At 68.7% G+C, this 26,006-nt stretch carries 23 protein-coding genes; 13 read left to right on the top strand and 10 right to left on the bottom strand.

What is annotated here, in order from left to right:
- Positions 1 to 253: 253 nt before the first annotated feature.
- Both sufR and ACLNEE_RS08250 read left to right on the top strand, forming a co-directional pair.
- Positions 254 to 1,012, top strand: a complete 759-nt coding sequence (sufR, locus tag ACLNEE_RS08255) for an iron-sulfur cluster biosynthesis transcriptional regulator SufR (protein WP_411422461.1) — start codon at positions 254 to 256, stop codon at positions 1,010 to 1,012.
- Between the two features lie 49 nt (positions 1,013 to 1,061).
- Positions 1,062 to 1,457, top strand: coding sequence for a hypothetical protein (locus ACLNEE_RS08250; protein ID WP_411422460.1), 396 nt, complete (start codon positions 1,062 to 1,064; stop codon positions 1,455 to 1,457).
- Here ACLNEE_RS08250 and ACLNEE_RS08245 read toward each other — a convergent pair.
- Positions 1,454 to 2,356 carry an EamA family transporter gene (locus ACLNEE_RS08245; RefSeq protein ID WP_411422459.1) on the bottom strand — a complete coding sequence of 301 codons (903 nt, stop codon included), beginning with the start codon at positions 2,354 to 2,356 and terminating at the stop codon, positions 1,454 to 1,456. The two genes, ACLNEE_RS08250 and ACLNEE_RS08245, sit on opposite strands and share 4 nt — an antisense overlap.
- A gap of 21 nt (positions 2,357 to 2,377) precedes the next feature.
- Here ACLNEE_RS08245 and ACLNEE_RS08240 point away from each other — a divergent pair, with 21 nt between their 5' ends.
- The 8 genes from ACLNEE_RS08240 to ACLNEE_RS08205 all read left to right on the top strand — a co-directional run bounded on the left by ACLNEE_RS08240 (position 2,378) and on the right by ACLNEE_RS08205 (position 8,913).
- On the top strand, positions 2,378 to 2,980 hold the full coding sequence (locus tag ACLNEE_RS08240) for a phycobiliprotein lyase (RefSeq protein WP_411422458.1): 603 nt from the start codon (positions 2,378 to 2,380) through the stop codon (positions 2,978 to 2,980).
- Between the two features lie 131 nt (positions 2,981 to 3,111).
- The gene (locus ACLNEE_RS08235) at positions 3,112 to 3,870 is read left to right on the top strand and encodes a phycobilisome rod-core linker polypeptide (RefSeq protein WP_411422457.1); all 759 of its coding nucleotides are present in this window, start codon (positions 3,112 to 3,114) and stop codon (positions 3,868 to 3,870) included.
- Positions 3,871 to 4,046: 176 nt separating this feature from the next.
- Positions 4,047 to 5,138, top strand: coding sequence for a DUF4912 domain-containing protein (locus ACLNEE_RS08230; protein ID WP_411422456.1), 1,092 nt, complete (start codon positions 4,047 to 4,049; stop codon positions 5,136 to 5,138).
- Between the two features lie 47 nt (positions 5,139 to 5,185).
- Positions 5,186 to 5,359: a hypothetical protein gene (locus ACLNEE_RS08225; protein WP_411422455.1), complete on the top strand. Its 174-nt coding sequence runs from the start codon at positions 5,186 to 5,188 to the stop codon at positions 5,357 to 5,359.
- Between the two features lie 47 nt (positions 5,360 to 5,406).
- Positions 5,407 to 6,855 (top strand): phospholipase D-like domain-containing protein, encoded by a 1,449-nt coding sequence (locus tag ACLNEE_RS08220; protein ID WP_411422454.1) that lies wholly within the window; start codon positions 5,407 to 5,409, stop codon positions 6,853 to 6,855.
- A 27-nt stretch (positions 6,856 to 6,882) separates the two neighbouring features.
- Complete coding sequence (locus ACLNEE_RS08215; RefSeq protein WP_412006979.1) at positions 6,883 to 7,125, top strand: hypothetical protein; 243 nt, start codon at positions 6,883 to 6,885, stop codon at positions 7,123 to 7,125.
- Positions 7,126 to 7,166: 41 nt separating this feature from the next.
- Positions 7,167 to 8,387: an FAD-dependent monooxygenase gene (locus ACLNEE_RS08210; RefSeq protein ID WP_411422452.1), complete on the top strand. Its 1,221-nt coding sequence runs from the start codon at positions 7,167 to 7,169 to the stop codon at positions 8,385 to 8,387.
- An 82-nt stretch (positions 8,388 to 8,469) separates the two neighbouring features.
- Entirely contained in the window at positions 8,470 to 8,913 is a 444-nt protein-coding gene (locus ACLNEE_RS08205) for a hypothetical protein (protein ID WP_412006978.1), read from the top strand.
- Positions 8,914 to 8,984: 71 nt separating this feature from the next.
- On the opposite strand, the gene ACLNEE_RS08200 is transcribed toward ACLNEE_RS08205, so the two are convergent.
- Positions 8,985 to 9,359 carry a hypothetical protein gene (locus tag ACLNEE_RS08200; RefSeq protein ID WP_412006977.1) on the bottom strand — a complete coding sequence of 125 codons (375 nt, stop codon included), beginning with the start codon at positions 9,357 to 9,359 and terminating at the stop codon, positions 8,985 to 8,987.
- 129 nt (positions 9,360 to 9,488) lie between these two features.
- Between ACLNEE_RS08200 and ACLNEE_RS08195 the strand changes: the two genes are divergently transcribed.
- Positions 9,489 to 11,150, top strand: coding sequence for an alpha-D-glucose phosphate-specific phosphoglucomutase (locus ACLNEE_RS08195; RefSeq protein WP_411422494.1), 1,662 nt, complete (start codon positions 9,489 to 9,491; stop codon positions 11,148 to 11,150).
- A gap of 38 nt (positions 11,151 to 11,188) precedes the next feature.
- Here ACLNEE_RS08195 and ACLNEE_RS08190 read toward each other — a convergent pair whose 3' ends face one another.
- The 5 genes from ACLNEE_RS08190 to ACLNEE_RS08170 all read right to left on the bottom strand — a co-directional run bounded on the left by ACLNEE_RS08190 (position 11,189) and on the right by ACLNEE_RS08170 (position 20,657).
- A complete protein-coding gene (locus tag ACLNEE_RS08190; RefSeq protein WP_411422449.1) occupies positions 11,189 to 14,452 on the bottom strand; it encodes an efflux RND transporter permease subunit in 3,264 nt (1,087 codons plus the stop codon).
- Positions 14,453 to 14,458: 6 nt separating this feature from the next.
- Complete coding sequence (locus ACLNEE_RS08185; RefSeq protein ID WP_412006976.1) at positions 14,459 to 15,667, bottom strand: efflux RND transporter periplasmic adaptor subunit; 1,209 nt, start codon at positions 15,665 to 15,667, stop codon at positions 14,459 to 14,461.
- Positions 15,668 to 15,740: 73 nt separating this feature from the next.
- Positions 15,741 to 16,037, bottom strand: a complete 297-nt coding sequence (locus ACLNEE_RS08180; RefSeq protein WP_412006975.1) for a hypothetical protein — start codon at positions 16,035 to 16,037, stop codon at positions 15,741 to 15,743.
- A gap of 53 nt (positions 16,038 to 16,090) precedes the next feature.
- Positions 16,091 to 19,516 carry an efflux RND transporter permease subunit gene (locus ACLNEE_RS08175; protein ID WP_411422446.1) on the bottom strand — a complete coding sequence of 1,142 codons (3,426 nt, stop codon included), beginning with the start codon at positions 19,514 to 19,516 and terminating at the stop codon, positions 16,091 to 16,093.
- A gap of 40 nt (positions 19,517 to 19,556) precedes the next feature.
- Positions 19,557 to 20,657 (bottom strand): efflux RND transporter periplasmic adaptor subunit, encoded by a 1,101-nt coding sequence (locus tag ACLNEE_RS08170; RefSeq protein WP_411422445.1) that lies wholly within the window; start codon positions 20,655 to 20,657, stop codon positions 19,557 to 19,559.
- 106 nt (positions 20,658 to 20,763) lie between these two features.
- Here ACLNEE_RS08170 and ACLNEE_RS08165 point away from each other — a divergent pair, with 106 nt between their 5' ends.
- Complete coding sequence (locus ACLNEE_RS08165; protein WP_411422444.1) at positions 20,764 to 22,983, top strand: AAA family ATPase; 2,220 nt, start codon at positions 20,764 to 20,766, stop codon at positions 22,981 to 22,983.
- Between the two features lie 103 nt (positions 22,984 to 23,086).
- Here ACLNEE_RS08165 and ACLNEE_RS08160 read toward each other — a convergent pair whose 3' ends face one another.
- Entirely contained in the window at positions 23,087 to 23,758 is a 672-nt protein-coding gene (locus ACLNEE_RS08160) for an alpha/beta hydrolase (protein ID WP_411422443.1), read from the bottom strand.
- A 255-nt stretch (positions 23,759 to 24,013) separates the two neighbouring features.
- On the opposite strand from ACLNEE_RS08160, the gene bcp reads away from it, so the two are divergent.
- Entirely contained in the window at positions 24,014 to 24,481 is a 468-nt protein-coding gene (gene bcp / locus ACLNEE_RS08155; protein WP_411422442.1) for a thioredoxin-dependent thiol peroxidase, read from the top strand.
- On the opposite strand, the gene ACLNEE_RS08150 is transcribed toward bcp, so the two are convergent.
- Together ACLNEE_RS08150 and ACLNEE_RS08145 are read right to left on the bottom strand one after the other, a co-directional pair.
- Positions 24,459 to 25,208: a type III pantothenate kinase gene (locus ACLNEE_RS08150; RefSeq protein WP_411422441.1), complete on the bottom strand. Its 750-nt coding sequence runs from the start codon at positions 25,206 to 25,208 to the stop codon at positions 24,459 to 24,461. The genes bcp and ACLNEE_RS08150 overlap by 23 nt on opposite strands.
- Positions 25,195 to 25,962: a phosphoadenylyl-sulfate reductase gene (locus ACLNEE_RS08145; protein WP_411422440.1), complete on the bottom strand. Its 768-nt coding sequence runs from the start codon at positions 25,960 to 25,962 to the stop codon at positions 25,195 to 25,197. Before ACLNEE_RS08145 ends, ACLNEE_RS08150 begins: the two co-directional genes overlap by 14 nt.
- Between the last annotated feature and the right edge of the window lie 44 nt (positions 25,963 to 26,006).

The raw sequence follows: 26,006 nt of genomic DNA, 5'->3' as shown, positions 1-26,006 counted from the left end.
GCTCTGCAGAGGGCGGGAACACTGAACTGACTGGGCCTGGGTTCCGGCCTGGGATGGGGGCTGCCAGCATGGAAACCGCTGGGCAGGCCATCGCAGGGCGGAGTTACGAAACCAGAAAGTTTCGTTACCCGAAGCCTAGGGCACCGGTCCGACGCCTGGGGGAACGGCCATTGTGCCGTCCTGGGGTGGCCCTCCCACCCCGATCCCCAATCACCCGGGGGACGTGGCATCGTGTGAGAGCCAGGTGTCGGTCATGTCTTCAACCATCGACTCCCACACCCGAGCAGTCACCACGCCCGGTCCGCAGCAGACCGGCAGCCAACACGGCAGCCCACGGCCAGCGACTCCTGAGGAAGCAGGCCAAACGGCCTCGTCACCGGCCCCCTCCACCACCCGCCAGGCGGCCCTGACCCTCCTCCTGCGCGAGGGTGAAACCACCGCGGCGGCCCTGGCCAGCGAGCTCGGGGTCTCCGTTCAGGTGATGCGTCGCCACCTGCGGGCCCTGGAAGAGGAAGGCCTGGTCCAGTCGATGCCGGCCGCGGCCGGACCGGGGCGTCCGATCAACCGCTGGCACCTGACAGCCCGGGGCCAGGCCCATTTCCCGGATGGCAGCGAAGCGTTCGCCCTCGGACTGCTCCAGTCGATGGCGAGCGCCCTCCCGCCGGAAACCATCCAGGTGCTGCTCATGCAGCAAGGCGCCCAGAAGGCCCGCACCTACCGTCAGCATGTGGGGGACGGCAGCCTGCAGCAGCGGCTCGAGCGTCTGGTGGAACTGCGACGCCGGGAGGGTTATGTCGCCGAGTGCTGCCCGCATCCCGACGGCCACTCCTGGGTGATCCAGGAGTTCCACTGCTCCGTGATGCGCATCGCCGAGCAGTTTCCCTGTGTCTGCGATCAGGAGCTGCAGCTGATCCGCGCGACCTTCCCGGACTGCGAGGTGGAGCGGATCCACTGGCGGCTCGAGCAGGGCCACTCCTGCGGCTTCCGACTGCAGCCCCAACCGCCCCCGTGAAGCCGCCCGGGCCCGCCGGCAGGATGGCCGGGGTGGGAAGGACAGCGCGATGAGCGACAGCAGATCCCCGGCTGATTCGGCCCACGGCCCGCTCACGCCCAGCGAACTCGCCGAGCTTGAGTCCACCCTGCTGCCGGCGCTTGAGCGTCACCATCTCCGGCTGCTGGCCCATGCCCTGCGCACCCTGCAGACGATCGCCGGACGGGAGCAGGGGGCTCCGCCCACCCCGGCGGATCTGGCGGGCTGGGCCGCGAGCCAGCCGGACCTCGCCGGGGATCCTGCCTTTACGAGGGTCTTCCTGGAGCAGCTGGAGGGTGCGGGGAGCCAGCTGGCCGCGATCGCGGCAGGACTGGCCACGTCGGCCCTCGCCCTCGAGCTCAGCCAGCTGTGTGGCTGGGCCCGGAATCAGGCCGATACCCGGCTGCGGCGGGACTCCGGGATCTAGCGGACCAGAAGCGTCACCCCCGTCAGGGCGGCACAGGCGGCCATCCAGCCCACCCAGCTGACCCGGTCCCCCTCCAGGGGAGCCAGCAGGGCGGCCATCACCGGCGAGGTGGCCAGCAGGCCAACCGCCAGCCCGGCTGGAAGACGGCTCAGCGCCAGCTGCTGCAGCACGATGCCGGCGCTGGTACCCAGCAGAGTCGCCATCAGAACCCTGGGCCAGCGCCGCTGGGCGGGCCGGGGACCGGAGCGCCAGCGGCGCAGCCCGGGCAGCAGCCCCGGCAGCAACGGCGAGAGGGTGAGGCAGGCCGCCGCCAGTCGGATCGTGGCGGCCTGAAGCGCCGAGATCGCCCCGTCCTGCAGGGCCGCCCGGGCCAGCAGCGCACCGCCGCTGCCGCAGGCGAGGGCGGCGAGGGCCAGCAGCAGGCCGAGGCGCTGTGGACCGGCGTCGGCCGGGTCCGGCGTGCGCTGACGCGCGACCAGCACCAGCGCCAGGCTGATCAGGGCGATACCGCCCCACTGCCCCGGGCCGGGGACCTCCCCAAGCCAGAGGCTGCCCGCCGCGCTGGCCACGGCCGGTCCCCCCGCCTCCAGGGTGAGGGTCCGGCGGGTGCCGAGCCTGCGCAGGGCGGCAAAGAAGAGGCTGTCCCCGGCGGCGATCCCCACCACGCCGCTGGCGACCAGCAGGACCATCGCCGCAGGAGCCGGTCGCCCCGTCGCGAGACCGGCCGGACCGACCAGCATCCCCAGGGCCAGCAGATTCTTCAGCAGGTTCAGCTGGAGTGCTCCCAGGGAGGTGGGCAGCCGGCGCCAGAGGCCACTGGCCAGGGTCCAGCAGAGCGCCGCCGCCAGGGCCGCTGCCACGCCGATCGCCACCACGCCCGCCCCGTGCCTTGCGATCATCGCCACAGCTGCAGCCCGACCGTGTCCGAGGCCATCGCCGATGCCATCAGCTTCTTCCGGCTGAGCTGCGGCCGCTGGCGCTCCCAGCGCAGCAGCCACCATCTGCTGCATCGACGGGCCGAGGCCGGCGGTTCCTGGATCGAGGTGGCGGAGCTGGCCGCGGACCATCCGCGCCTGATCGCCATCGCCGAACTCCACGGCCAGTCCCCGGCGGCCCTGGTGGGGGGATGCCGGGTCACCTGGAACGCCTCGATGGCGTGGGACCAGGCCGGTGAGGCCCATGAAGGGGAGAGCGTCTTCGGCCTGATCCCCACCGACGCCAGCGGACGGGAGGGGCTGCTGCTGCGCGACCGGGGCTACGCGGAGACCGCGCCGGTGGCGGGCCGCTTCGCCATGGACGAGCGCGACGGGCTGCTGCTCACCACCAGCTACGAGACGATGGACAGCCTGGAGCGCTTCAGCTTCGCAGGGCCGAACGTAAGGCTGCGCACCAGCACGGTGGAGGGCCTGTCCAACACCGCCTCGTTCTGTGTGGAGACCCGGGTGCTGGAGACACCGGGCCCAGGCGCCACCGCAGCGGGAGCCCAGGCCACCGACGCGCCCCTCTCCCCACTGGGTTGGTGACCGGGCGTGGGGCCACCACCGCCAGGGGTGAGGCGGCGGAAGCGTGTTACGGACTGTGAGCCCTGCCCGGAGGTGGTCAGCCCAGCCCCGGGCGCACTTCTACGATCCCTGGCGACGGTTGCTGAACTCGCGTGGCCCTGCCCCTCCTGAAGTACGCGCCCACCACTCAGAACGCGCGGGTCCGCGCGCTGCGGGTGGGCTCGGATGAGGATCCCAAGGCCGTGTCCATGGACAAAGCCATGGACCGCGAAGATCAGAATTTCGTGATCGAAGCGGCCTACCGGCAGATCTTCTTCCATGCCTTCAAGGTCGACCGCGACCGCACCCTGGAGTGCCAGCTGCGCGACGGTCAGATCACGGTGCGGGATTTCATCCGCTCCCTCTGCCTGTCGGACACCTTCACCCGCAGCTTCTACAACCTCAACAGCAACTACCGGGTCGCGCGCCACCTGGTGGAGAAGCTGCTGGGCCGTCCCACCCACGGCAAATCCGAGGAGATTGCCTGGTCGGCCGTGCTGATGACCCGCGGAGTCAAGGGCATGGTGGATGACATCCTCGACTCCCAGGAGTACCTGGAGGCCTTCGGTTACGACGGCGTGCCCTACCACCGCAACCGTGTGGTGGGCAGCCGCGACCTGGGCGAGACCCCCTTCAACCTCACCAGCCCCCGCTACGACGCCTACTACCGCAGCATCCTGGGCTTCCCCCAGGTCGTCTACACCGGTACGGCCAAGGTCTACCCCGAGCGCTCCCGCCAGCGCCGCGGCGGCTTCCCCGAGGACTACCTGCCCTGGGTGCGCAGCCTGCCCGCCATGCGTGCCACCAGCGCCTCCTCCAGCGCCGACATCAATTACATGGCCAAGGTTCCCTACCGGAGCATCGGGCGCTGAGACAGCCCCCACCCGAACCACCCATGGCAATCCCAGGCGGCCCCAAGGCCGCCTTTTTTGTTTCCGCAACCGCCGCCCCCGGGGGGTGACGCCCCGAGCCCCAGGCAGTCAGAGGATGCTGACCCCGGGGAGCAAGGCCGATCGGTTTGGCGAAAAGTGCTTCACACTGATCCCAAATGAAATCTTTCGCTGTGAGCCAGGCCCTGACCGCGTTGGCCAAGATGACCTTGAGGCAGCTGCGCCAGGTTGCCAGCGACCTTGGCGTGAGCCTTTACAGCCGCAAGTCCAAGGACGAGCTGGTGAGTGAGATCACCTCTCGCAAGCAGCCCGATGAGCTTTCGCTGGAAGCGATTGAAGCCGAGATGGCGCCGGCTCCCCGCCCGATGGCCGAGACCAGCGTGGTGTTTCTGCCCCGTGATCCCCAGTGGGCCTATGTGTTCTGGGACATCGCCGAGGACGATCGAGCCGAGGCCCTAGCGGCAGGTGCCAGCCAGCTGTGCCTCAGGGTCGCCGATGTGACCGGCCTCTCCGGCGGCTCGGCGCACCCCCACACCCTCCAGGAGGTGGTGGTCGACAGCCATGCCACCGAGTGGTACCTGCCCGTGCCGCTCAGCGATCGCGACTACCGGGTCGAACTCGGCTACCGCAAGGCCAATGGCGGCGGCTGGATCTCCCTGGCGTTCTCTTCGGTGGCCCGGGTCCCGGCCCTCCACCCCAGCGAGCAGATCCTCGATCAGTTCGTTCCCTTCTCCCTGGAGACCGCTCCGGCCACGGCCCCCGTGCCGACCACCATGGAGCCTCCGGGCGATACGGGCCTGCACGAGCGCCTCTACCAGACCGCCACATCCCAGTGGCGCCGGATCAGCCGGGGTTCTGAGGCCTTCCACGAACTCGACAGCAGCCTGCTGGAAGACTCCGAGCGCAGTGCATCCGGCATCGGCATCTGGGCCAGCGGCCGGAGCGACTCCGGCATCGGTGGGGTGGCCCCGCGACAGCGCTCCTTCTGGCTGGTGGCCGACGCGGAGCTGATCGTCTACGGCGCCACCGACCCCGCGGCCAAGCTGAGCATCGGTGGGGAGGATGTGCCCCTTTCGTCCGACGGAACCTTCCGCGTTCAGGTTCCCTTCCGGGACGGACGCCAGCTCTATCCCATCGAGGCCGTGGCGGCCGACGGGATCCAGAAGCGGAACATCACCCTGGAGTTCAGCCGCAACACCCCGGAAGACAACAGCAATCCCGCGGACAAGGCGATCGCCGAGTGGTTCTGAACACCTCCCCAGCCCCGTCACCCCCTGCCGCTTCGCCACCTGTCACGATGCGACGCCTCGTTGCCATCACCCCCCTGGCCGGTGCCCTCGCCTTCCCGCTGGTGGTGCCCCTCGTGCTCCGCTGGGTCGGCCTGCCTGCCGCGGTGCTGACGGCTGTCGTGGTGGGCACCCTCTGGTTCGTGCTGATGTTGCGCACGGCTGAGATGCCCAGCCACGACTGAGTCGGCCGGGCTGCGGCAACACTCCAGACAGTGCGTGTCAGCCGCCCGTGGGAGTCCAGCCTCTGTCCGCCGGCCCTGGCCACCGGATTCGGCCGCGCCTGCTGGGTGGGCCGAGCCTGCTGGGTGCCGTTCTTCTTGCCGGCCTTGTGCAGGGGTGCAGCGCCACGGCTCAGCTGCTCGGGCAGGGACCGCGGCCGCTGCCGCTGCCGGCGGGGATCGAGCTGGCCTTCAACCACCGGCTCGGCCCGCGCTACCGCAGCCCGATCGACGGGCAGTGGCGTCAGGGCGATGACCTCGAGGCCTTCCTGCTCGAGAGCATCAACGCGGCCCGGGAGGAAATCCTGGTGGCCGTTCAGGAGCTCTCCCTTCCCAGGGTCGCGGAGGCGCTAGTGGCACGCCATCGGCAGGGGCTCCGGGTTCAGGTGGTGCTTGAAAACACCTACAGCGCCCCGTGGTCCGAGGCCCATCCGGCCGATCTGGCCCCCCACCAACGCCACCGGCAGGCCCAGCTGCAGGCGCTGGGTTGGGGCGATGCGGTGGCGATCCTGCGGGCCGGTGGCGTCCCGATGCTCGATGACACCGCGGACGGCAGCGCCGGCAGCGGCCTGATGCACCACAAGTTCGTCGTCATCGACCGCCGGGTGGTGGTGACGGGATCGGCCAATTTCACCGCGTCCGGCATCCACGGCGATCCCGACGATCCGCGCAGCCGGGGCAACGTCAACCACCTGCTGCGGCTCACCAGCCCGGAGCTGGCGGCCTTGTTCATCGAGGAGTTCGCGCGGCTCTGGGGGGATGGGCCCGGCGGGGCCAGCGACAGCCGCTTCGGGCTGGCCAAGCACAACCCCGGACTGAAGACGGTGCGGATCGGCGGGACCTCCGTCGGGGTGCTGTTCGCTCCCCATCGCCGCAGCGACCCCAACCATGGGCTGGCCCTGCTCCGCAGCCTGCTGGAGCAGACCCACGCGCAGGCGGATCTGGCGCTCTTCGTGTTCTCGGACCAGCGGCTGGCCGAGGCCCTGGGCGCACTGCAGCAGCGGGGCGGGACAGTCCGGCTGCTCGCCGACCCTGGTTTCGCCACCCGGTCCTTCAGCGAGGTGCTGGATCTGCTGGGTGTGGCGCTGCCCGACCACCGCTGCGGCCTGGAGGCCGGCAATGCTCCCCTAAAGCAGCCGCTCGAGGGGGTCGGCACACCGCGGCTGGCGGGGGGGGACAAGCTCCATCACAAGATGGCCGTGCTGGACCACAGGCGCGTCATCACCGGATCGTTCAACTGGAGTCCGAGCGCGGCGCACCAGAACGACGAGACCCTGCTGGTGATCGACTCCCCCCTGGTGGCCGCCCACTTCACCGGCGAGATCGACCGGCTGTGGAAGGGGGCGGAGCTCGGCATCACGGCCCGGCTGGCACGCAAGCAGGAGCGCCAGCGGCTCCGCTGTGGCAGTGGGCGGCTCCGACCCGCCCCCGCCAAGGGCCCCATCGATGCCGCCACCTAGGATCAACGCTGCCAAGGCGTGGTGCCGATGGACTCGCGATCCGCCTCCCCGACTGAATCGGCCACCCTGGATGCCATCCAGTTGATGCTGCGCGACCTGAACACCCGGCACGACGAGATCCGTCACAGGGCCGCCTTCCGCGGATGCACCCGCGAACTGCTGGAGGTGCAGCAGGAGCTGGTCGATTACCTGCTCACCAAGAAGAGCCAGCTGATGGGACAGAGCGAGAGCGAGAGCCTGATCAACCGCAACTACAACGCGTTCCTCTGATCGCAGCGTCCACGCCCCCCCGCGCCGCTGCCGCGGCCACCGTGCTGATCGTGGGAGCCGGTCCGGCCGGGGCCGGCCTGGCCCTGCTCCTCGCCCGCCGGGGTGTCCGCGTCACCCTGATCGAAGCCAGCACGCGGATGGATCGCCAGTTCCGCGGTGAGGCGCTGATGCCCCACGGCCTGGCCGCCCTGGAGGCCATGGGGCTGACCACCTTGGTGGAGAGCCTGCCCCATCGCGCCCTGGCCGGATGGCGGTTCGTGCTCGATGGCGGGGACCTGTTCCGGATCGCCGAGCCACTGGAAGGTCCGGGCGAACCCGCCTGCACCCTGGTGAGCCAGCCAGCCCTGCTGCAGGCCCTGCTGCTGGAACTGCAGCGCCATCCCTCGGCCACCGTGCTGCTGGGGCATCGCGTCAACGGTCTCTGCCGGCAGGCTCAACGGATCGTGGGGGTCCAGCTGGCCGACGGCAGCGAGCTCCGGGCTGAACTCGTGGTGGGCTGCGACGGCCGCCACTCCACGCTGCGGCAGCAGGCCGGCCTCGCCCTCGCCCCAGGCGGCGGAGAGATCGGCGTGCTGTGGTTCCGGCTGCCGGCCCAGGGGCCCGACCCATTGGGCGGCGACTTCCTGACCGCGGTGGGTGAGCAGGGAATCTTCAGTGCCTTCGCCAGCGCCAGCGGGGCGATGCAGCTGGGCTGGGTGCCGGAGGGGGGCGGCCTTGGTGACGCCGGCGCGGGGACTGGCTGGCTGGAACGCCTGGCCGGCCAGTCCCCCCCGGAGCTGGCCCTGTGGCTGCGACAGCACTCGGGGGACATGCCGGATCCGGTGCGCCTGCAGGTGAGCGTGGGGCTGGCCGAGCGCTGGTGGTGTCCCGGCCTGTTGCTGCTCGGTGATGCAGCCCACCCGATGAGTCCCGTGCGGGCCCAGGGCATCAACCTCGCCCTGCGGGATGCCTGGCTGGCGGGTCAACTGCTGCTGGAGGTGCTCCAGCAGGCCCCGGATGCTGAGGCCCCGGATGCTGAGGCCATGGATCCTGAGGCCATCGATGCCGTCCTGGCCCGCATCGAAGCCCGGCGGCGTCCCGAAGTGGTCACCGTGCAGCGCCTCCAGGCCCGGGAAACCAGCCGCGGCCTGCTGCTGCGCCGGCACGCCTGGCTGCGCCGGGGGCTGATCGCCGCCGCACCATGGCTGGCCCCCGCCCTGGCTGCCCACTGGCGTCACAGCCAGCACCAGCTTCGCCAGGGCACCGGGCCCCTGGGGGGCTGACGGGCGTGCCGTGGGTTCTCTCTCGCCAGGAGCGCAGCGGTGGAGCCGCTACCGCAATGATGGAGAGACGTCCGGCCCCTCCATGGTTCCCATGCAACGCCACGTCGCCCTGCCTCTCCTGATGTTGGCCAGCCTCGGCGGCCTCGCCGTGTCCGCACCGGCGGTGGTGATCGCCAAGGAGCCGCAGTACCCCAGCGAGGAGCTGCTGCGAAGGCTGCAACTCGACACCATTGCCTGCGGACGGGACAACCGCCGCGAGGACTGCGACAAGTCCCGGACCACCGCCGACCCCATGCTCGACAATCCCCTGCTGAGCGGCAGCTGCAAGGACGCCCTCTGGACGATCGGCCAACAGGCCGTGGTGGCGAGCCGCAATGACTTTGCCCGGCGGGACGCGCTGACCGATGCCGCCAACGACATGGTCCGCTTCTGCCGCCGTCAGACCACACCCGTGAAACCCGGCTCCGCGTCCCCCTCCGGAGACAAGCGCAGGCCGGGCGGTTTCGGTCTGGTGCCGGGGTCGTGAAGAGGCCGTCCTGAAAACAGGAACGCCTGGAGGCGGAAGGGCCCGCGGATCGGACCGGAGCGGGGCAACGATCAGCGCTCCGCCGCCGCCCTCTCGGCGGCCGCCGGAGCAGCGGACATCAGCTGCAGCAGGTCCCGGGCGGTCGCATCCATGAACTCCAGGGACCAGCCCATCTGGACGACCGCCGTGTCCGCCAGGTTGCACAGGCCGTTGCGCTCACCGGAGGCGGCGCAGCTGGCCGAGAGGCCCAGCAGGGCATTGGTGAGCTTGCCGCGAAGGCAGGTCTCGGTGCCACGCCTGCCGAGCACCGCCTCGGCAGCCTTGCGGGTGCGCTCCACCGACTCGCCGTAGGGCCTGGCCTTGGGGCCGCCCATGATGGCGGCCTCCACCCCGGGAGCGCCCAGGACCACCAGAAGCAGAGCCAGAGGGAGGGAGCGGGTGATCAAGACGAAGCTGGGATGCTGCATCGAAGCTAGCCAGCCTGCCCTGGCTTGCCCACCGGGCGGCCTCTGCGGAGGGGGTGCCCCTGGGACGAGGGCTAGCTTGGTGCCCCCGGGATGCGCAGCCCCATGGCCATGAACGTTCGGCAGGTTTCTCTGAGCCAGCCGTTCAGCGACCAGAAACCGGGCACCTCGGGGCTGCGCAAGAGCTCCCGCCAGTTCCAGACCCCGGATTACCTCGAGAGCTTCATCGAGGCGATCTTCCGGGTGCTGCCGGGCGTGGTGGGGGGAACCCTGGTGGTCGGGGGCGATGGGCGCTATGGCAACCGCCAGGCCATCGAGGTGATCTGCCGCATGGCCGCCGCCCATGGCGTGGGCAGGATCATCACCACCACGGGAGGGATTCTGTCCACCCCGGCCACGTCCCACCTGATCCGCCAGCGGCAGGCCATCGGTGGCATCATCCTCTCGGCCAGCCACAATCCGGGCGGTCCGGAGGGGGACTTCGGCGTCAAGGTGAACGGCGCCAACGGCGGACCCGCCCCCGAGTCGATCACCGACGCGATCTACGCGGTGACCCAGGGGCTGGAGGGCTACCGCATTGCCGAACCGGAAGGTGATGCCGGTGATTCGGACGGGGCGGCCCGCCGGCTGGAGGCCCCCGGCAGCTGGAGCCTGGGCTCCCTGGTGGTGGAGGTGATCGATGGCGTCGAGGACTATGTGGCGTTGATGCAGCGCCTGTTCGATTTCGACGCCATCGCCGGGCTGCTCCAGGACGACTTCCCCATGGCCTTCGACGCCATGCATGCGGTCACCGGTCCCTACGCCCAGCGGATCTTCGAACAGCTGCTCGGCGCCCCGGCGGGCACCGTCCGCAACGGGATCCCGCTCGAGGACTTCGGCGGTGGTCACCCTGACCCCAACCTGACCTATGCCCACGAGCTGGCGGACCTGCTGCTCAGCGGCGATGCCTACCGCTTCGGGGCGGCCTGTGACGGAGACGGGGACCGCAACATGGTGCTGGGCACGGGCTGCTTCGTGAATCCCAGCGACAGCCTGGCCGTGCTCACGGCCAACGCCACCCTGGCGCCGGGCTATGCCGATGGGCTGGTCGGCGTGGCCCGCTCCATGCCCACCAGCGCGGCCGCCGATGTGGTGGCCAAGGAGCTGGGCATCGCCTGCTACGAGACGCCCACCGGCTGGAAATTCTTCGGCAACCTGCTCGATGCCGGGCGGATCACCCTCTGTGGCGAGGAGAGCTTCGGCACCGGCAGCAACCACATCCGCGAAAAGGATGGTCTCTGGGCCGTGCTGTTCTGGCTGCAGATCCTGGCCCGGCGCCGCTGTTCGGTGGCCCGGATCATGGCGGAGCACTGGGGACGCTTCGGCCGGCACTACTACTCGCGCCACGACTACGAAGCCATCGCCAGCGACGCCGCCCGGGAGCTCTACGGGCGGGTCCGGGGCATGCTGCCGGCCCTGGTCGGCCAGGGCTTCGCCGGCCGCACGATCCGGCTGGCCGACGACTTCGCCTACACCGACCCGATCGACGCTTCGGTCAGCAGCGGCCAGGGGCTGCGCCTGCTCCTCGATGACGGCAGCCGCGTGGTGCTGCGTCTCTCCGGCACCGGCACCCAGGGGGCGACCCTGCGGGTCTATCTCGAGCGCTATGTCACCCCCACCGGCAACCTCAACCAGGATCCCCAGGCCGCGCTGGCCGATCTGATCACCGCGATCGATGGGCTGGCCGAGATCCGCAGCCGCACCGGCATGGAGCGGCCCACGGTGATCACCTGATCCCAGGGTGATCACCGGATCCCACAGCGATCACCTGATCAGCCCACTTCCGCACGCTCGGGGAGCCAGCGGGCCTCCAGGCCTTTGACGAGCACGTAGATGGGTGGCACCACCCCGAGCGAGAGCACGGTGGCCACGAGCAAGCCACCGAAGATCACCGTCCCGAGGGACTGCTGGCTGTTGGCCCCGGCGGTGCTGGCCAGCACCAGGGGCAGGAAGCCGGCCAGGGCCGCCATCGCCGTCATCAGGATGGGCCGCAACCGGGATTCGGCCGCGGCGGTGGCCGCCTCCACCACAGCCATGCCATCCCGGAGGTGCTGTTCCGCCACCTCCACGATCAGGATGCCGTTCTTGGCCGCCAGACCGATCAGGGTGACCAGGCCCACCTGGGCATAGATGTTGAGATCGATCGACCGGAGGGCGAGAAACACCAGGGCCCCCAGCATGGCCAGCGGCACGGTCAGCAGGATCACCAGCGGCGTGACTGTGCTCTCGTACTGGGCCGCCAGCACCAGATACACGACCAGCACCCCCAGGCCGAACACCAGCACGCTGGCACTGCCCGCAGACAGCTGAAGCGCCGCGATGCCTGTGAAGGCATCGCCGATGGTGTTGAAGTCGAGGCTGCGGAAGATCCGCTGGATCGCACTCAGGGCCTGCCCGGAACTCCTGCCGGCGGCCTCGGCTCCCTGCACCAGGATCGTGCGGTACAGGTTGTAGTGGCTGATCACCGGCGGTGCACTGCTGAGCTCCGCACGGGCAAAGGATGCGACCTGAACGAGCTCACCATCGCGGTTGCGCACGTAGTAGGCCAGCACGTCATCCAGGGTGTCCCGTCCCTTGGGCTCGGCCTGCACATAGATGTTGCGCACCTGGCCGCTCTCATAGGTGAGGCCGGAATAGTTGCCCCCCGCCAGCACCGCGATGGTCTGCATCGCCTCTCTGAAGTCGATGTTGAGGGCACCCATGACCGAACGGTCGATCTTGAGGCCGAACGCCGGAGCACTGGGGATGAACTGGGTGTAGAGGGTGGAGAACTCGCCACTCGCCTGGCCGGAGGCGACCAGCTTCCCGGCCAGATCATTCAGCTGGTTGAAGCTGAGCGCCCCACCGCTGAGGTCATTGAACTGGAAATAGAAGCCCCCCTGGGCGGAGAATCCGGGGATGGCGGGGGGCTGGGCCGCCACAGCCATGCCGCCGCTCAGGGTGGAGAGTTCCCGGTTCAGCCGTTGCACGATGGCGGGGGTGCGGTGCTCCACGCCGGAGCGTTCGGCCAGGGGGCGAAGCCCGAAGAAGAACACCCCCTGATCCGGACTGCTGCCGTTGAACCCCGAACCGCTGATGATGCCGGCGGTGGTGATGTCCTTGTCCTGGCGGAGCACCGCCGCGATCTGCTGCCCGAGCGCTGCGGTCTGGGTCAGGGAGGCTCCGTTCTGGAGCTGATAGATGCCCAGACCGTAGCCCTGATCTTCCTGGGGAATGAAGGCCGTCGGCAGGGCGGCAAAGGCGATGGCCGTCAGCACGATGCCGCCGGTCAGGCCGGCCAGGATCCAGCGGCGCCAGGCGATCAGCCGCCGGATCAGGCGGGCGTAGGTCTGCTGCAACCAGCCGAAACCGCGATTGAAGCGCTCGAAGATGGCACCGAGCTGACTGCCGGCAAGGCCGAACGCCAGCACCCCGCCGAGGTAGGCCCCGACGCCGAAGGATGCGGCGCTGAAGCGGCCAAAGGCCAGGCCCACCACAACGCCGGCGACACTCCAGCGCCAACCCTTCGGCGGCGGCGGCGGCTCGGTGCGGAGCACGAGGGCCGCCAGCATGGGCGAGAAGGTGAGGGCGTTGAAGGCGGAGATCGCGATCGAGAAGGCGATCGTGAGAGCGAACTGGCGGTAGATGATGCCGATGCCGCCGGGATAGAACGCCACCGGGACGAACACCGCCATCAGCACCAGCGCCGTGGCGATCAGGGCCCCGGTCAGCTCACCCATGCACGCCAGAGCGGCCTGGCGAGGAGGCATCCCCCGTTCGAGATTCTTGGCGACGGCTTCGATCACCACGATCGCGTCATCGACCACCAGGCCGGTGGCCAGCACCAGTCCCAGCAGGGTGAGCTGGTTGATCGAGAAGCCGAAGACCTTCACGAAGGCAAAGGTGCCGACCAGGGAGATCGGGATGGCCAGGGTGGGCACCACCGTGGTGCGCCAGTCCTGCAGAAACAGAAACAGGATCACCAGCACCAGCACGATGGCCAGGCCGAGGGCATCAATCACACCGTCGACTGCCGATTCGATGAACTGGCCGATGTTGTAGATCTGGTTGAGGCTGACCCCGGGAGGCAGCTGGCTGACGAAGTCATCCATCAGCGCCACCACCGCCTTGGACACCTGCAGGGCATTGCTCTCCGGTGTCTGGTAGACGCCGATGGTGATGGCCGGGTGGCCCGCGATGTCGACCCCCTGGGTGGTGAAGGAGTTGAAGCCGTACCTCGCCTCACCGACATCCTCCAGGCGCAGCAGATTGCCCTGGGGAGAGCGGCCGATGATCAGTCGGTTCAGCTGTTCAACGGAGACCAGATTGCCATTGTTCTCCACAAGAATCGGATAGGTGTAGCGCTGATCGCCCGCCGCCGGCGGACCTCCCACCAGCCCACCGACGGCCACGGTGTTCTGGCTCTGGATCGCCGACACCACCTGATCGGCACTGAGCTGGTTCGCCGTCAGGCGCAGCGGATCCACGAACAGCCAGAAGGCGGGATTGCTGCCCCCGAACAGGCTGACCTGGGCCACCCCAGGGATCCGCTCCAGCTGGTAATAGAGCTTCTGGAAGATGAGCCCATTGAGGTAGGCCGCATCAAAGTCTCCCTGCGCTGAAGAGAGCTGATACGCCAGCAGGATGGAGGGCGTCGTCTGCTTCACCGAGACACCGGTGCTCGACACCTGGCTGGGCAGCTGGGGCATCGCCAGGGAGACCCGGTTCTGCACATTCACCTGATCGATGTTGATGTCCGTGTCCTGCTCAAAGAACACGTTGACCGTGCTCGTGCCGGTGTTGCTCGTCAGCGAGGCGATGTAGGCCGAGCCAGGCACACCATTGATCTGCTGCTCCAGGACGTTCGTCACCGCCTGCTCGGTGACCAGGGAGTTGGCCCCGCCGTAGGTGGCCGTCACCTGGATCTGGGGCGGTGCAATGTTGGGCAGGTTCTCGATCGGCAGGGTCGGGATGGCGATCAGCCCGGCCAGCACGATCAGGATGCTGCAGACCGCGGTGAGAACCGGCCGCCTGATGAATGGATCGGAGAGCGACATGGGGCCTCAGGTCCCCGGTGGGGCGACCTTCACCGGCATGCCGTTGCGCAGCAGGGCCGTGTTGCTGATCACCACCTGGTCGCCCGGCTGGAGTCCCGAGAGCAACGGATAGCGGTTGCCCTCCAGCCGGCCCAACCTCACGGGGGACTGAACCACGATGGGGGTGGCCGGCGGGAGTTCGGCGAGTCTGGCCTTCTGGGCAGCGGAGATCTGCTCGGCGGCGCGGGCATTCGCCAGGACCGAGCGCAGCGGCACAACCCGATAGACGAACGGTTGCTGGGCCTGCAGCATCACGGCCTCCACCGGCACGGAGAGCTGGCGGCTGGACCCCGTGAGAATCCGGTTGCTGACGAACTGACCGGTCTTGAGCTGGCCCGTCAGGTTCGGAAACTCAGCCTTCACCAACACCGTGTTCGGGGCCGAACTGTCGCCGCTGAGGCCGTAATAGGGGGAGATGAACACCACCTTGCCCGTGCCGCTGACGGGCGGATCGCCCAGGGAGCGCAGGGCCACCGGCTGGCCCAGCCTCACCTGGCCGGCCTGCGTCGCCGGCACATCCATCAGGGTCCAGAGAGCCGTGTTGTCGACAATGCCGGTGATGGCCTGGCCCTGGCGCACGTAGTCGCCGAGCTTGACGGTGTCGAGGTCTCCGATGAACCCCTGGATCGGGGCCCGCACGACCTTGTAACCGAGGTCCGCAGCCTTGGCCCGGGCCCTGTCACGGCTCTCGATGGCCTGGGTGACGTAGAAGTCGCGATCCTTGGTGGAAACAGCGCCCTGCTGGTTCAGAAAGATGTAGCGCTGGGCATTGACGTGATCCTTGCGGGCCTCTGCCTGGCTGGCATCGAGGGCCGCGGCCTCCTGCACGTTGTCGAGGACGAGGATCGGCTGACCGGCCGTCACCGCCTGGCCCTCGCGGGCCAGAATCTTCACGACCCGTCCATCCGCCTCCGGGCGCAGGGCCACATCAGCCGTGGAGGAGACCCGGCTGATCACCTCGATCGACGGCGTGAAGGTTGCCTCCTCGAGGCTCGCCACCTGAACGTCGAGGGCAGGACGATGGGCCTGGGGCTGGCGGGCCGCGGTGCAGCCGGTGACGGCGAGGCCGCTCCCGCCGCAGCCGGCCGCGGCCAGCAGCGCCGGGAGGACCTGGCGGAACAGCCCGGTGAACCAGCCGGATCTCTCAGGGGCGAGGGCGGGAGCGGGAGGGACCATCCTGGGGGCCAGCACGGGCATCCTTCGGAGCCAACCTAACGACCACCACCGGGCCTGTCCTCCCCGGCCGGACTCAGCGCTTCAGGCGGCTGCGGCGGTGATAGGCCGGATCGGGATTCGAGGCCTGCAACTGCCGCATCGCCTCGATCGCCAAGCCGCAGAGCCCACCTGCTGCGGCCACCAGGCGGCGCAACCAGCGCAGCTCGACCGGATCGATGTCATTGGGGGTGTTGGCGACGATCGACTCGAGGAAGATGCCGATGCACCAGCCGATCGCCAGGCCGACGAGCAGCGCGAGCACCACCTTGCGCCCGTTCATCGGCCTGGGGGAGGGTGGTTGCGACTCCTGCTGGGGACCGGGGGCTGTCATGGCGAAGACGTGCAGATGGTGGGCAGGAGCCGAGGCAGGAAAGTGATCAGCACTCACCCCCCTGCCGATTCAGGGCCGGGGGTCGCCACTTCAGCCTTGCCACCCATCAGGGACTTGACCACCACATAGAACACCGGCACCACCAGCAGCGAAAGCACGGTGGCCACCAGCAGGCCCCCGAACACCACGGTGCCCAGGGAAGCCTGGCTGCGGGCGCCGGCGCCGCTGGCCAGGACCAGCGGCAGGAAGCCGAACAGGGAGGAGATGGCCGTCATGATGATCGGCCGCAGGCGCGAGCGGGCCGCCTCCCGGGCGGCCTCGATGGCAGTGGCCCCGGCCGCCATGCGCTGGTTGGCCAGATCGACGATGAGGATGCCGTTCTTGGCGGCCAGACCGATCAGCATCACCAGACCAACCTGGGCATAGATGTTGAGCACCTCACCCCGGATCCCGAGGAACACCAGGGCGCCCAGCATGGCGGTGGGCACCGTCATCAGGATGATCAGCGGGTCGGCGTAGCTCTCGTACTGGGCGGCCAGCACCATGTAGACCACCAGGATGCCGAGAGCGAAGATCACCACGGCCAGGGAGCCGGCCTTGACCTCCTCGCGGGAGATGCCGGTCCAGTCGAAGCCCAGGCCCTGGATCGACTGGGCCTCGAAAATCCGGCGCATGGCGTTGATGGCCTGGCCGGAACTGTTGCCCGCAGCTGGTTCTCCCTCGATCTTGATCGAGCGGTAGAGATTGAAGTGGGGCACCACATTGGGGCCTTCGATCGACCGCACGCTGAAGAACTCCGAGAGCGGGATCTGATCGCCCTTGCTGTTGCTGACGTAAAGAGCCTTGAGGCGCTCAGGTGTGGCTCGGCTGGACTCGTCAGCTTGCACAAAAACGCGCCTCACCTTGCCTTCCTGGAACGTGTCGTTCACGTAGAGACCACCGAAGTTGATGCTGAAGGAACGCATCGCGGCACCGAAATCCACGCCCAGAGAGGCCAGCCGATCCCGGTCCACGTCGATCGCCAGCTGGGGGGCCGACGGGGAGAACTGCGTGCGCACCGGCGGGGTGCGGCCGAACAGCGGATCGGTGTTGGCCGCGCGGATGATCTGCCCGGAAGACTCGAAGAATTCCGGCAGGTCATAGCGGCCGCCACTGCGATCGAGCAGCTGGAACTCGAAGCCGCCCGACTGCCCATAGCCAGGGATGGCCGGAGGCTCGATCACCACCACCCGGGCCTCCTGGATCTCCGAGGCGAAACGTCGGTTGAGGCGCTGCACGATCGCGCCCACCTCCTGGTCCCGTGATGCACGGTCATCCCAGTGACGGGTACCGAAGAAGAAGAGCCCCTTGTTCGGTGCGTTGCCATCGAAGCTGGCTCCGCTGAACAAGGATGCCGCGGTGATGTCCTTCTCGTCCCTGAGGATGGCGCCCACCTTGTCGTTGATCCGTTGGGTCACCTGAATCGATCCGCCATCCGGCGCCTGAACGATGCCGAGGGCATACCCCTGATCCTCGATGGGCACAAACCCCCCGGGGATGGCACTGAAGGCCACGCCGGTCAGCAGGATGCCCCCGGCCAGCACCGCCATCACAAGGGCTCTGTGGCGGAGCACCCACTCCAACAGGCCGTGATAGCCCCCCTCCAACCGGCCGTAGAAGGTATTGAAGCGGCGAAAGATCAGCGGCGTGAACCACCCGGCGGCAATCCCGAGGGCGGTGAACAGGAGCACGGGGATCGGGCGTTCCACGCCCGCCAGCAGCAGGCCGCTGACGGCACCACCGATCACAAAGGGCAGACGCAGGGGAAGCCCCGTGACCAACTTCGCCCCATACCCCACCAACAGCCCGATCGCCACGGCCATGAGGGTGCCGACCACTCCACTGCCTGCCGACAGCACGCCATAGACGAAACCGATCGCGCCTCCGGCGATGGCATAGGTGCGGCGCGAGGGGGGTTCGCTCTGATTGGCCAGCAGCAGGGCTGACAGCATCGGCGAGAAGGTCAGCGCGTTGAAGGTGGAAATGGCCACGGAAAAGATGATGGTGGCGGCGAACTGCTTGTAGATCGTGCCGGTGGCCCCAGGGAAGAAGAGCACCGGCAGAAACACGGCAAACAACACCACCGAGGTGGCGATCACGGCGCTGAACAGCTCATCCATGGTGCCGCTGGCGGCCTCCACCGCCGTGAGGCCCTCGGCCTTCTTGCTGGAGGTGTCTTCAATCACCGTGATCGCGTCATCCACCACCAGGCCCGTGGCCAGAATCAGCCCGAACAGGGTGAGCTGGTTGAGGGAGAAGCCGAACGCATTGACCAGGGCAAAGGTGCCGACGAGGGCCACCGGAATGGCGATGCCAGGCACCAGGGTGGCCTTCCAGTCCTGGAGAAACAGAAACAGGATCAGCACCACCAGCATCACGGCGTCCCGCAGGGAACCGAGCACCCCCTTGATGGAGGCATTGATGAAGTCGGTGCTGTCGTAGATCTTCTCCATCTTCAGACCCACGGGCATGACGGCCTGAAAGTCGTCGAGCACCTTCTTGATGCCTTTTGAGGTCTCCAGAGCATTGGTGCCACTGAGCTGATACACGGCCATGCCGACCGAGGGCACCCCCCGGATGTCCGTGGCACTGAGGGCATAGTTCTCCCCCCCCAGCGAGGCCTTGCCCACATCCCGCAGGCGCACGATGCTGCCCTCGGGAGTGTTGCGGATGATCAGATCGTTGAACTCCTCTTCACTGACCAGTCGCCCCTGCAGCTGCACGGTGAAGGTGAACTGCTGCCCCTCAGGAGCCGGTTCCCCACCCACCTGACCCGCCGGGACCAGGCGATTCTGGCTGGTCAGGGCCGACACCACATCATTGGAGCTGAGCGAGAACGCGGCGAGCTTGTCGGGATCGAGCCAGAGGCGAAAGGCCAACTTGCGTTCGCCGAAATAGGTGAGATCGCCCACCCCGGGCACCCGCTTGATGGCATCGGTGAGGTTCTGATCGAGCAGGCCGCTGATCGTTTCAGCCGAATAGGTGACCTTCTCGGGATCCTCACTGACAAAGTTGTAAACCAGGAGAATATTGTTCGAAGCCTTGTTCACCACCACCCCGGCCTGTCTCACCTCGTCCGGCAGGGAGGGGTTGGCGAGGGAAACCCTGTTCTGGACATTGACCTGATTGATATCGCCATCGGTGCCGCTCGCAAACGACACAGTGATTTCACTACGCCCATCAGCCGAGCTGCTGGACGTGATGTAATCCATATTCTCCACACCGTTGATCTGCTGCTCCAGAACGTTCGTGACGCCCTGCTCCACCGTGATGGCATCGGCGCCGCCATAGAGCGCACTCACGTTGACCGTGGGTGGGGCGATATCCGGCAGGTTCTCAACCGGGAGCAGGGGAATCGAGATCAACCCTGCAATCACAATGATCAGGCTGCACACCGTGGTGAGCACAGGCCTGACGATGAACTTGTTGGAAGGAGACACAGGCGGAGTTGGACGGGGCCGGCAGGTGCTTGGAACAGACTCAGTTGACCTTCACCGCCGTGCCGTGCCGAAGGTTCAGCAGGTTGGTGGTGATCACCTGGCTGCCGGGAGAGATCCCCTCCAGAACGGCGTAGCGGTTGTTCTGGAGCGGACCGAGCTTCACCGGGGTCTGCAGGGCGAAGCGGGTGCCCGCCGGCAGCAGACTCAGCTGCTCCAGGGGCGCCTTGCCCGGCTGACGGCGCAGCTCCTCCAGGGTGCCCAGTCGGTACACGAAGCTCTGTCCCGAGGTCTGGGTCACGGCGGCGAACGGCACGGCCGGCAGGGTCCGGCGATCGAGCTCGACCACGCTCTGAAGCCGCAGTCCGGTGCGCAGCAGGCCGTTGGGGTTGGGCAATTCCGCCTTCACCAGCAGTCCCTGACTGTCGGGCGTGACGTTGGGGTCGACGAAATCGATGGTTCCCCTGGCCAGGGTGCCGCTGGCATCCGGCTTGCGCACGGTGACGGGCTGGCCCAGACGAACCCGCTCGGAATGAACCGCCGGAATGTCGATGCGCATCAGCAGGCGATCGTTGCGGATCACCTTGGTGAAGGGGGAACCGGCCTGGACCACATCCCCCTGCTTCACCGTGAGGTCACCGACCACACCGGCGATGGGAGCCCGGAGGTTGCTGAAGGCCAGATCGGCCTCCCGGGCCTTCACATCCTGGTTGGCCTGCAGGCACCGGGCCCGGAAACTGTCGCGCTGCAGCACGCTGGCCGCGCCCTTGGCCGCGAGGAAATCGAAGCGGCGGAAGTCGATGCACACGTTGTCGCGCCCCTCCCGGGTGCTCGCCAGATCCGCCCGCTGCTGGGTCTGATCGAGCTGGAGCAGCAACTGGCCCTTGGTCACCAGCTGGCCCTCCCGCACCAGCAGGCGGTCGATCCGGCCCGCAGTGCGGGTGGCCAGGGACACCTCCTCCAGCGCCTCGAGGGTGCCGATCGTGTCGACGATGTCCTGGAAGGACGCGGTCTCCACCGGAGCGGTGCTCACCGACACCACCCGAGGCAGGGGCGGCGGCATCTTGGCGCAGGCGGACAGGAGCACCCCCCCACCCACCAGGGTGAGGACCGCCCCTGCCATGGCCTTGTGCTGATTCAGCACGGAGTTCCCGTTTCGCTCCGCGCAGTCTGGGGGCTGGCTTCTCCGAACGCCACGGGCTGAGGAAGGCATCAGGATCGTCCACAACGGGCGACGGCGGAGCCAACCCTTGGCCGATCTGTTCAGCCATCACGGAGAGCAGCGGCGCCAGGCCCAGGCCCCCCTGGCCGATCGGCTGCGGCCACGCAGCCTCGAGGATTTCGTGGGGCAGGAGGCGATCCTGGGTCCAGGTCGGCTCCTGCGCCGGGCCATCGCGGCGGACCGGGTGGGCAACCTGATCCTGCACGGCCCCCCCGGCACGGGCAAGACCACCCTGGCGCGCATCATCGCCGGCAGCACCCGAGCGCACTTCACGAGCCTGAACGCCGTGCTGGCGGGGGTGAAGGACCTGCGCATCGCCGTGGAGGAGGCCAGGCAGCGCCTCGATCACCACGGTCTGCGCACCCTGCTGTTCATCGACGAGGTGCACCGGTTCAATGCCGCCCAGCAGGATGCCCTGCTTCCCTGGGTGGAGAACGGCACGGTCACCCTGATCGGCGCCACCACCGAAAACCCTTACTTCGAAGTCAACAAGGCCCTGGTGAGCCGCTCCAGGCTGTTCCGGCTGCAGCCTCTGGAAACGCACCACCTCCACCAGCTGCTGGAGCGGGCCCTGACGGATCGCGCCTGGGGTTACGGGGAGCGGCAGGTCCAGATGGCGGCCGAGGCGGCCGACCACCTGGTGGATGTGGCAGGGGGTGACGCCCGCAGCCTGCTGAATGCCCTGGAACTGGCCGTGGAGACCAGCGACCCCGATAGCGCCGGGGTGATCCACATCGATCTGGCCATCGCCGAGGAGTCGATCCAGCAGCGGGCCGTGCTCTACGACAAGCAGGGGGACGCCCACTTCGACACGATCAGTGCCTTCATCAAATCGCTGCGGGGCAGCGACCCCGATGCCGCCCTGTTCTGGCTGGCCCGGATGGTGGAGGCCGGCGAGAACCCCCGCTTCATCTTCCGACGGATGCTGATCGCCGCCGGCGAAGACATCGGCCTGGCCGACCCCCAGGCCATCGTGGTGGTGGAGGCCTGTGCGGCCGCCTTCGAGCGGGTCGGGCTGCCGGAGGGCCTCTACCCGCTGGCCCAGGCCACGCTCTACCTGGCGGGAGCCGAGAAGAGCAACAGCGTGCTGGGGTTCTTCGACGCCCTCAGGACCGTGCACCAGGCCAGCCGGCAGCAGGTGCCCTCGCACCTGCGCGATGCCAGCCGTGATGGCAAGGCCTTCGGCGACGGTGTCGGCTACCGCTACCCCCATGCCTACGCCGAGCACTGGGTGGCCCAGCAGTACCTGCCGGCCAGCCTGCAGGGGGAAGTGTTCTGGCAGCCCGGAGCGCTGGGCTGGGAAGGGCAGCTGCGCACCCGACTGCAGCAACGCCGGGCCGCCCAGCTGGCGGCCGCCGCCGAGACCGCCGCCGAGCAGGGGGAGATTCTCAGCGGCAGCCCGGACGATCCCCAGCTGGAGCGCTGGCTGCAGCGCCAGGCCGTCGCCGAGGGAGCCCGGCTCGATCAGCTGCGTCAGCGCCTGTGGGCTGGCGCCCGCTGGCAGCGCCACGACCGCGTCCTGGTGCTGGAGGCCCAGTCTCTGCTCTGGGCCCTGGACCCCCTGGAGGCCACGCCGGAGGGTGGGGTGGTGGTCACGGTCGCCAGTCCGGCGGAGCGGGACCGGCTGGCCGCCCAGCTGGAGGTTCTCGACACCCTGCGGCGGCCCGAGATTCTGGTGGTCCCCCCGCACGAGCCCTCCAGCCTGCTGGCCGCCCTTGGCGAGGAGGGCAGCGGACGGTTCGAGTGGATCGCGGCGCGCCATCCCTGGCGGGGTCTGCCGGAACGGGCCGTGGCGGCGTGGATCGCGGCGCTGGTGCCGCTGTTGAGCCCGCACGGTCAGTGGCGGCTGCTGTTCAGCCATCCGCAGCTGGGGCCGGCCGGGGCCCTGCAGCAGGCCTGGGGCGGCCCGCTGCCACCCCCCGAGGCGCTGAACGCCGTGGCGGAGGCCGAGCGTGCGGCGCTGCAGCGCCGCGAAGCACCGTTGCGGGCGGTGCAGCGGTTGCTGCCCCCGGTGGGGGAGGGCTCCGCGTCGGGGCCGGACGAGTGGACGGAGCTCCTGCAGATGACCCTGGATGGGGCCCTGCTGGAGCGCTGGCTGAATCCGGCCAGCCGCTACCGGCAGGAGCTGGGCGAGGCTGGAGCTGCCTCGCCAGGCGATGGGGCCGTGGCCGCCGTGGCCGAACTGCTCCGGGCACGGAGCGGGCAGCAGTTTCCCCTGCCGGTGAGGCACACCCTGCTCCGGAGCTGAGCCGTGCCCGTCACGGCTGGGCCAGGGGGGCCTGGAGGCTCCGGCAGGGCATGAAAAAAGCCCCGGGATTCCCCGGGGCTGGAGGCTGGCGGAACCGTGCCGCTCACCAGAGTCCGCGGATGACCTCGGGCTGGGCCATCGGGGCCGGGGCCGGGGCGGAGCGGACCTCAGCCACGGGATCGCTCATCTGATTGGCCTGGATGCAGGCGGGCAGGAAGACGTACCAGGAGAGGAGCGAGGTGCACTGAGCGTCGCCCTGGCAGCGCCCCTCGGCGCAGACGTTCTGGGCACCGGTGTAGGTGTTGCAGAAATCCGCCAGGCGCATGTCGGTGGGGAGGGCCGCCATGATCCCGGCTGAGGAGATCTGGCCATCCCGGGCATCCATGATGATGGCCGAACGCAGCGCCTGAACGGCGTAGGTGTTCATGCTCCAGTAGGGGAAATAGCTGGAGGACTGGTTCTTGAGAAACTTGACGCCCTCGTCGGAGTAGAGGAAGCGGGTAACACCCGTCAGATCGACGTCGTAGGTCTTGTTCATCCCTTCACGCACCTCGTCGGCCGTCCAGCCGGAGCCGTTGAGGCCACCCTGAAGGCCACGATCGGTCACGGCGCCCGATTCGAGGAAGGTGTCGAAGGCACCCTGGTTGGTGGACCACACGGCACCACCACTGTTCCAACGGACGGGGAGGTCGTTATCGACGGCAGCCGAGGCGGGCAGGGCGGTCGAGGAGAGAGCCGCACCAACGAACAGGCCGGCCAGCAGGCGCTTGATCACGGGAATTGAAGTTCACTTCAATCTCAAAGTAGCCATCGGGTGCACCATGACCCTGAACAGGCAAGTCGTGTCAACAAATCGAAACCAAATCGCCAGACTTTCTTCCGCATCCTGCCCTGAACTTCCCGATCGCGTCTATCCCTGAGACGGCCACTGTGTGGGACTCGCGAATCTCCCGCGTCTCAGGCGTGACTGCCGTTGCGGCGGGGGGGCGCAGCAACCCGTAGGCTCCGCCAGGTGTTGCGACAGGACGTCATGGCTCTGCAGATCGGCGACCCCGCCCCTGACTTCAGCCTTCCCGACCAGGATGGGCATCCCGTCAACCTGTCGGACCTGCAGGGCCAGCGGGTGGTCATCTACTTCTATCCCAAGGACGACACGCCAGGCTGCACCAAGGAGGCCTGCAACTTCCGCGACCAGTGGGACGCCTTCACCCGCCACGGCATCCGGGTGCTCGGCATCAGCAAGGACGGCGGCGCCAGCCACGCCAAGTTCATCGCCAAGTACGACCTGCCCTTCACCCTGCTCACCGACGCCGAGCCCTGCCCGGTGGCCAGCGCCTACGGGAGCTACGGCCTCAAGAAGTTCATGGGTCGCGAGTACATGGGGATGATGCGCCACACCTTCGTGGTGGATGCGGCAGGCAGGCTCGAGCGGATCTACACCACGGTGAAGGCCGAGTCGATGGCCGACACGATCCTCAGCGACCTCGCTCTGGCCTGAGCCCAGCCAGGGCCCGCAGGGCCAGCTGGCCGTCGCAGGGTTGGCCCAGCAGGGCCCCCAGGGCCGGACCGTCCCCCCCGGTGATCCAGAGCCCACACCGCCGATCCACCTGAAGGGCCTCCTGCCAGGCCGCCTGCACGGCCGCGGCCAGCCCGCGAAGCACCCCGGTCCGGAGCGCCTCGGCGGTGCGCTCCGGCCAGGGCTCGCCGTCCAGGGGGCCGTTCAGCGGGATGGCGGGGAGACCGACGGTGCCCTCCGCCAGGGCTCGCCACTGCAGGGCCGCCCCCGCCAGCAGCCGCCCCCCGGCGAAACGTCCGGCCCCGTCCACCCGGGTCAGGCTCAGGGCGGTGCCGGCATCCGCCACCAGCACGGGCCCCTGGCTGTCGGACCAGGCCTGCCAGCCCACCAGAGCCCGATCGATGCCCAGCCAGGGGGGCAGATTGCCCAGGGGAACGTGCTCCAGGGTCAGGCGGGTCCTGGGATCGAGGCCGCTGGCGGCGACCCCGGGGCCCACGGCGGCCCAGGCCGTGATCCAGCCCGTGATCGGATCGGCCATGCCGGCTCCGGAGGGAGGCGGGGCTGGAGGCGGGGCCTTGGGTGGGGTTGCAGCCGGTGGTGGTTCACTCCAGCAGCGCAGCCGCTCGGCTCCCCCCTCGGCCCAGTGCCAGCGGCTGTTGCCGATCAGCAGCCAGCGACCCGCCGGCTCGGGCCCCTCAGATGCCTTCACCCATCAGGCCCGGCAGATGGATGCCGCACTCCTGCTTGAGCCCGCCGAAACGGGTGGCGCGTCCATTGAGCGTCCCGTCGTCGGGACCACTGGAATGCCAGTCGCCGACGGTGGAGTACCCCTGGGCGAAGAGGGGATGCTGGGGCAGCTGGTGCTCGTCCATGTAGTAATAGACGTCGCGGTTGGTCCAGCTGAGCAGGGGGCGCAGGGCCCAGCGGTCCCGTACCGCTTCCAGCACGGGCATGGCGCGGCGATGGTCGGTCTGGGAGCCACGCACCCCACTGGCCCAGCAGGTCACGCGCAGGTCGCGCAGGGCCCGGTCGAGCGGCTCCACCTTGCGGATGCGGTGGTAGAGCTCCAGATGTTCCACCTTGCCGGTCTCCCAGAGCCGGCCATGCAGGGCCTCCATCCGTGCGGGGCTGAGCCTGGCCTGGGCGACATGGGGCTCGACGCCCAACAGGGCGGAGAGCTGCTCGGCGTACTGGTAGGTCTCCGGGGGCAGGTATCCGGTATCCACCCAGATCACGGGCACGGCGCTGCCGGTCCGCCGGCCCAGTTCACTCACCATGTGCAGGAGCACGGCGGACTGGATGCCGAAGCTGGTGGTGATCGCGAAGCCGTCACCGAAGGTGTCGAGGGCCCAGCCCAGCTGCTCCTGGGGGCCGAGGCCCTCCAGCTCACGGCGCGCGGCCTCCAGCACCAAGGGCTGGCCGCTGCGGTCGGTGGGCAGGTTGAGGGCCTGGGTCGTCACCATCGATCCATCATCACCTCTTGGTCGGGCCCCTGGTTAGGGTTCGG

This window comes from Aphanothece stagnina RSMan2012, assembly GCF_046764815.1.
Lineage (GTDB): Bacteria > Cyanobacteriota > Cyanobacteriia > PCC-6307 > Cyanobiaceae > NIES-981.
Note: the sequence above shows the minus strand (reverse complement) of the source record. Positions and strands in the feature narration are given on the sequence as shown.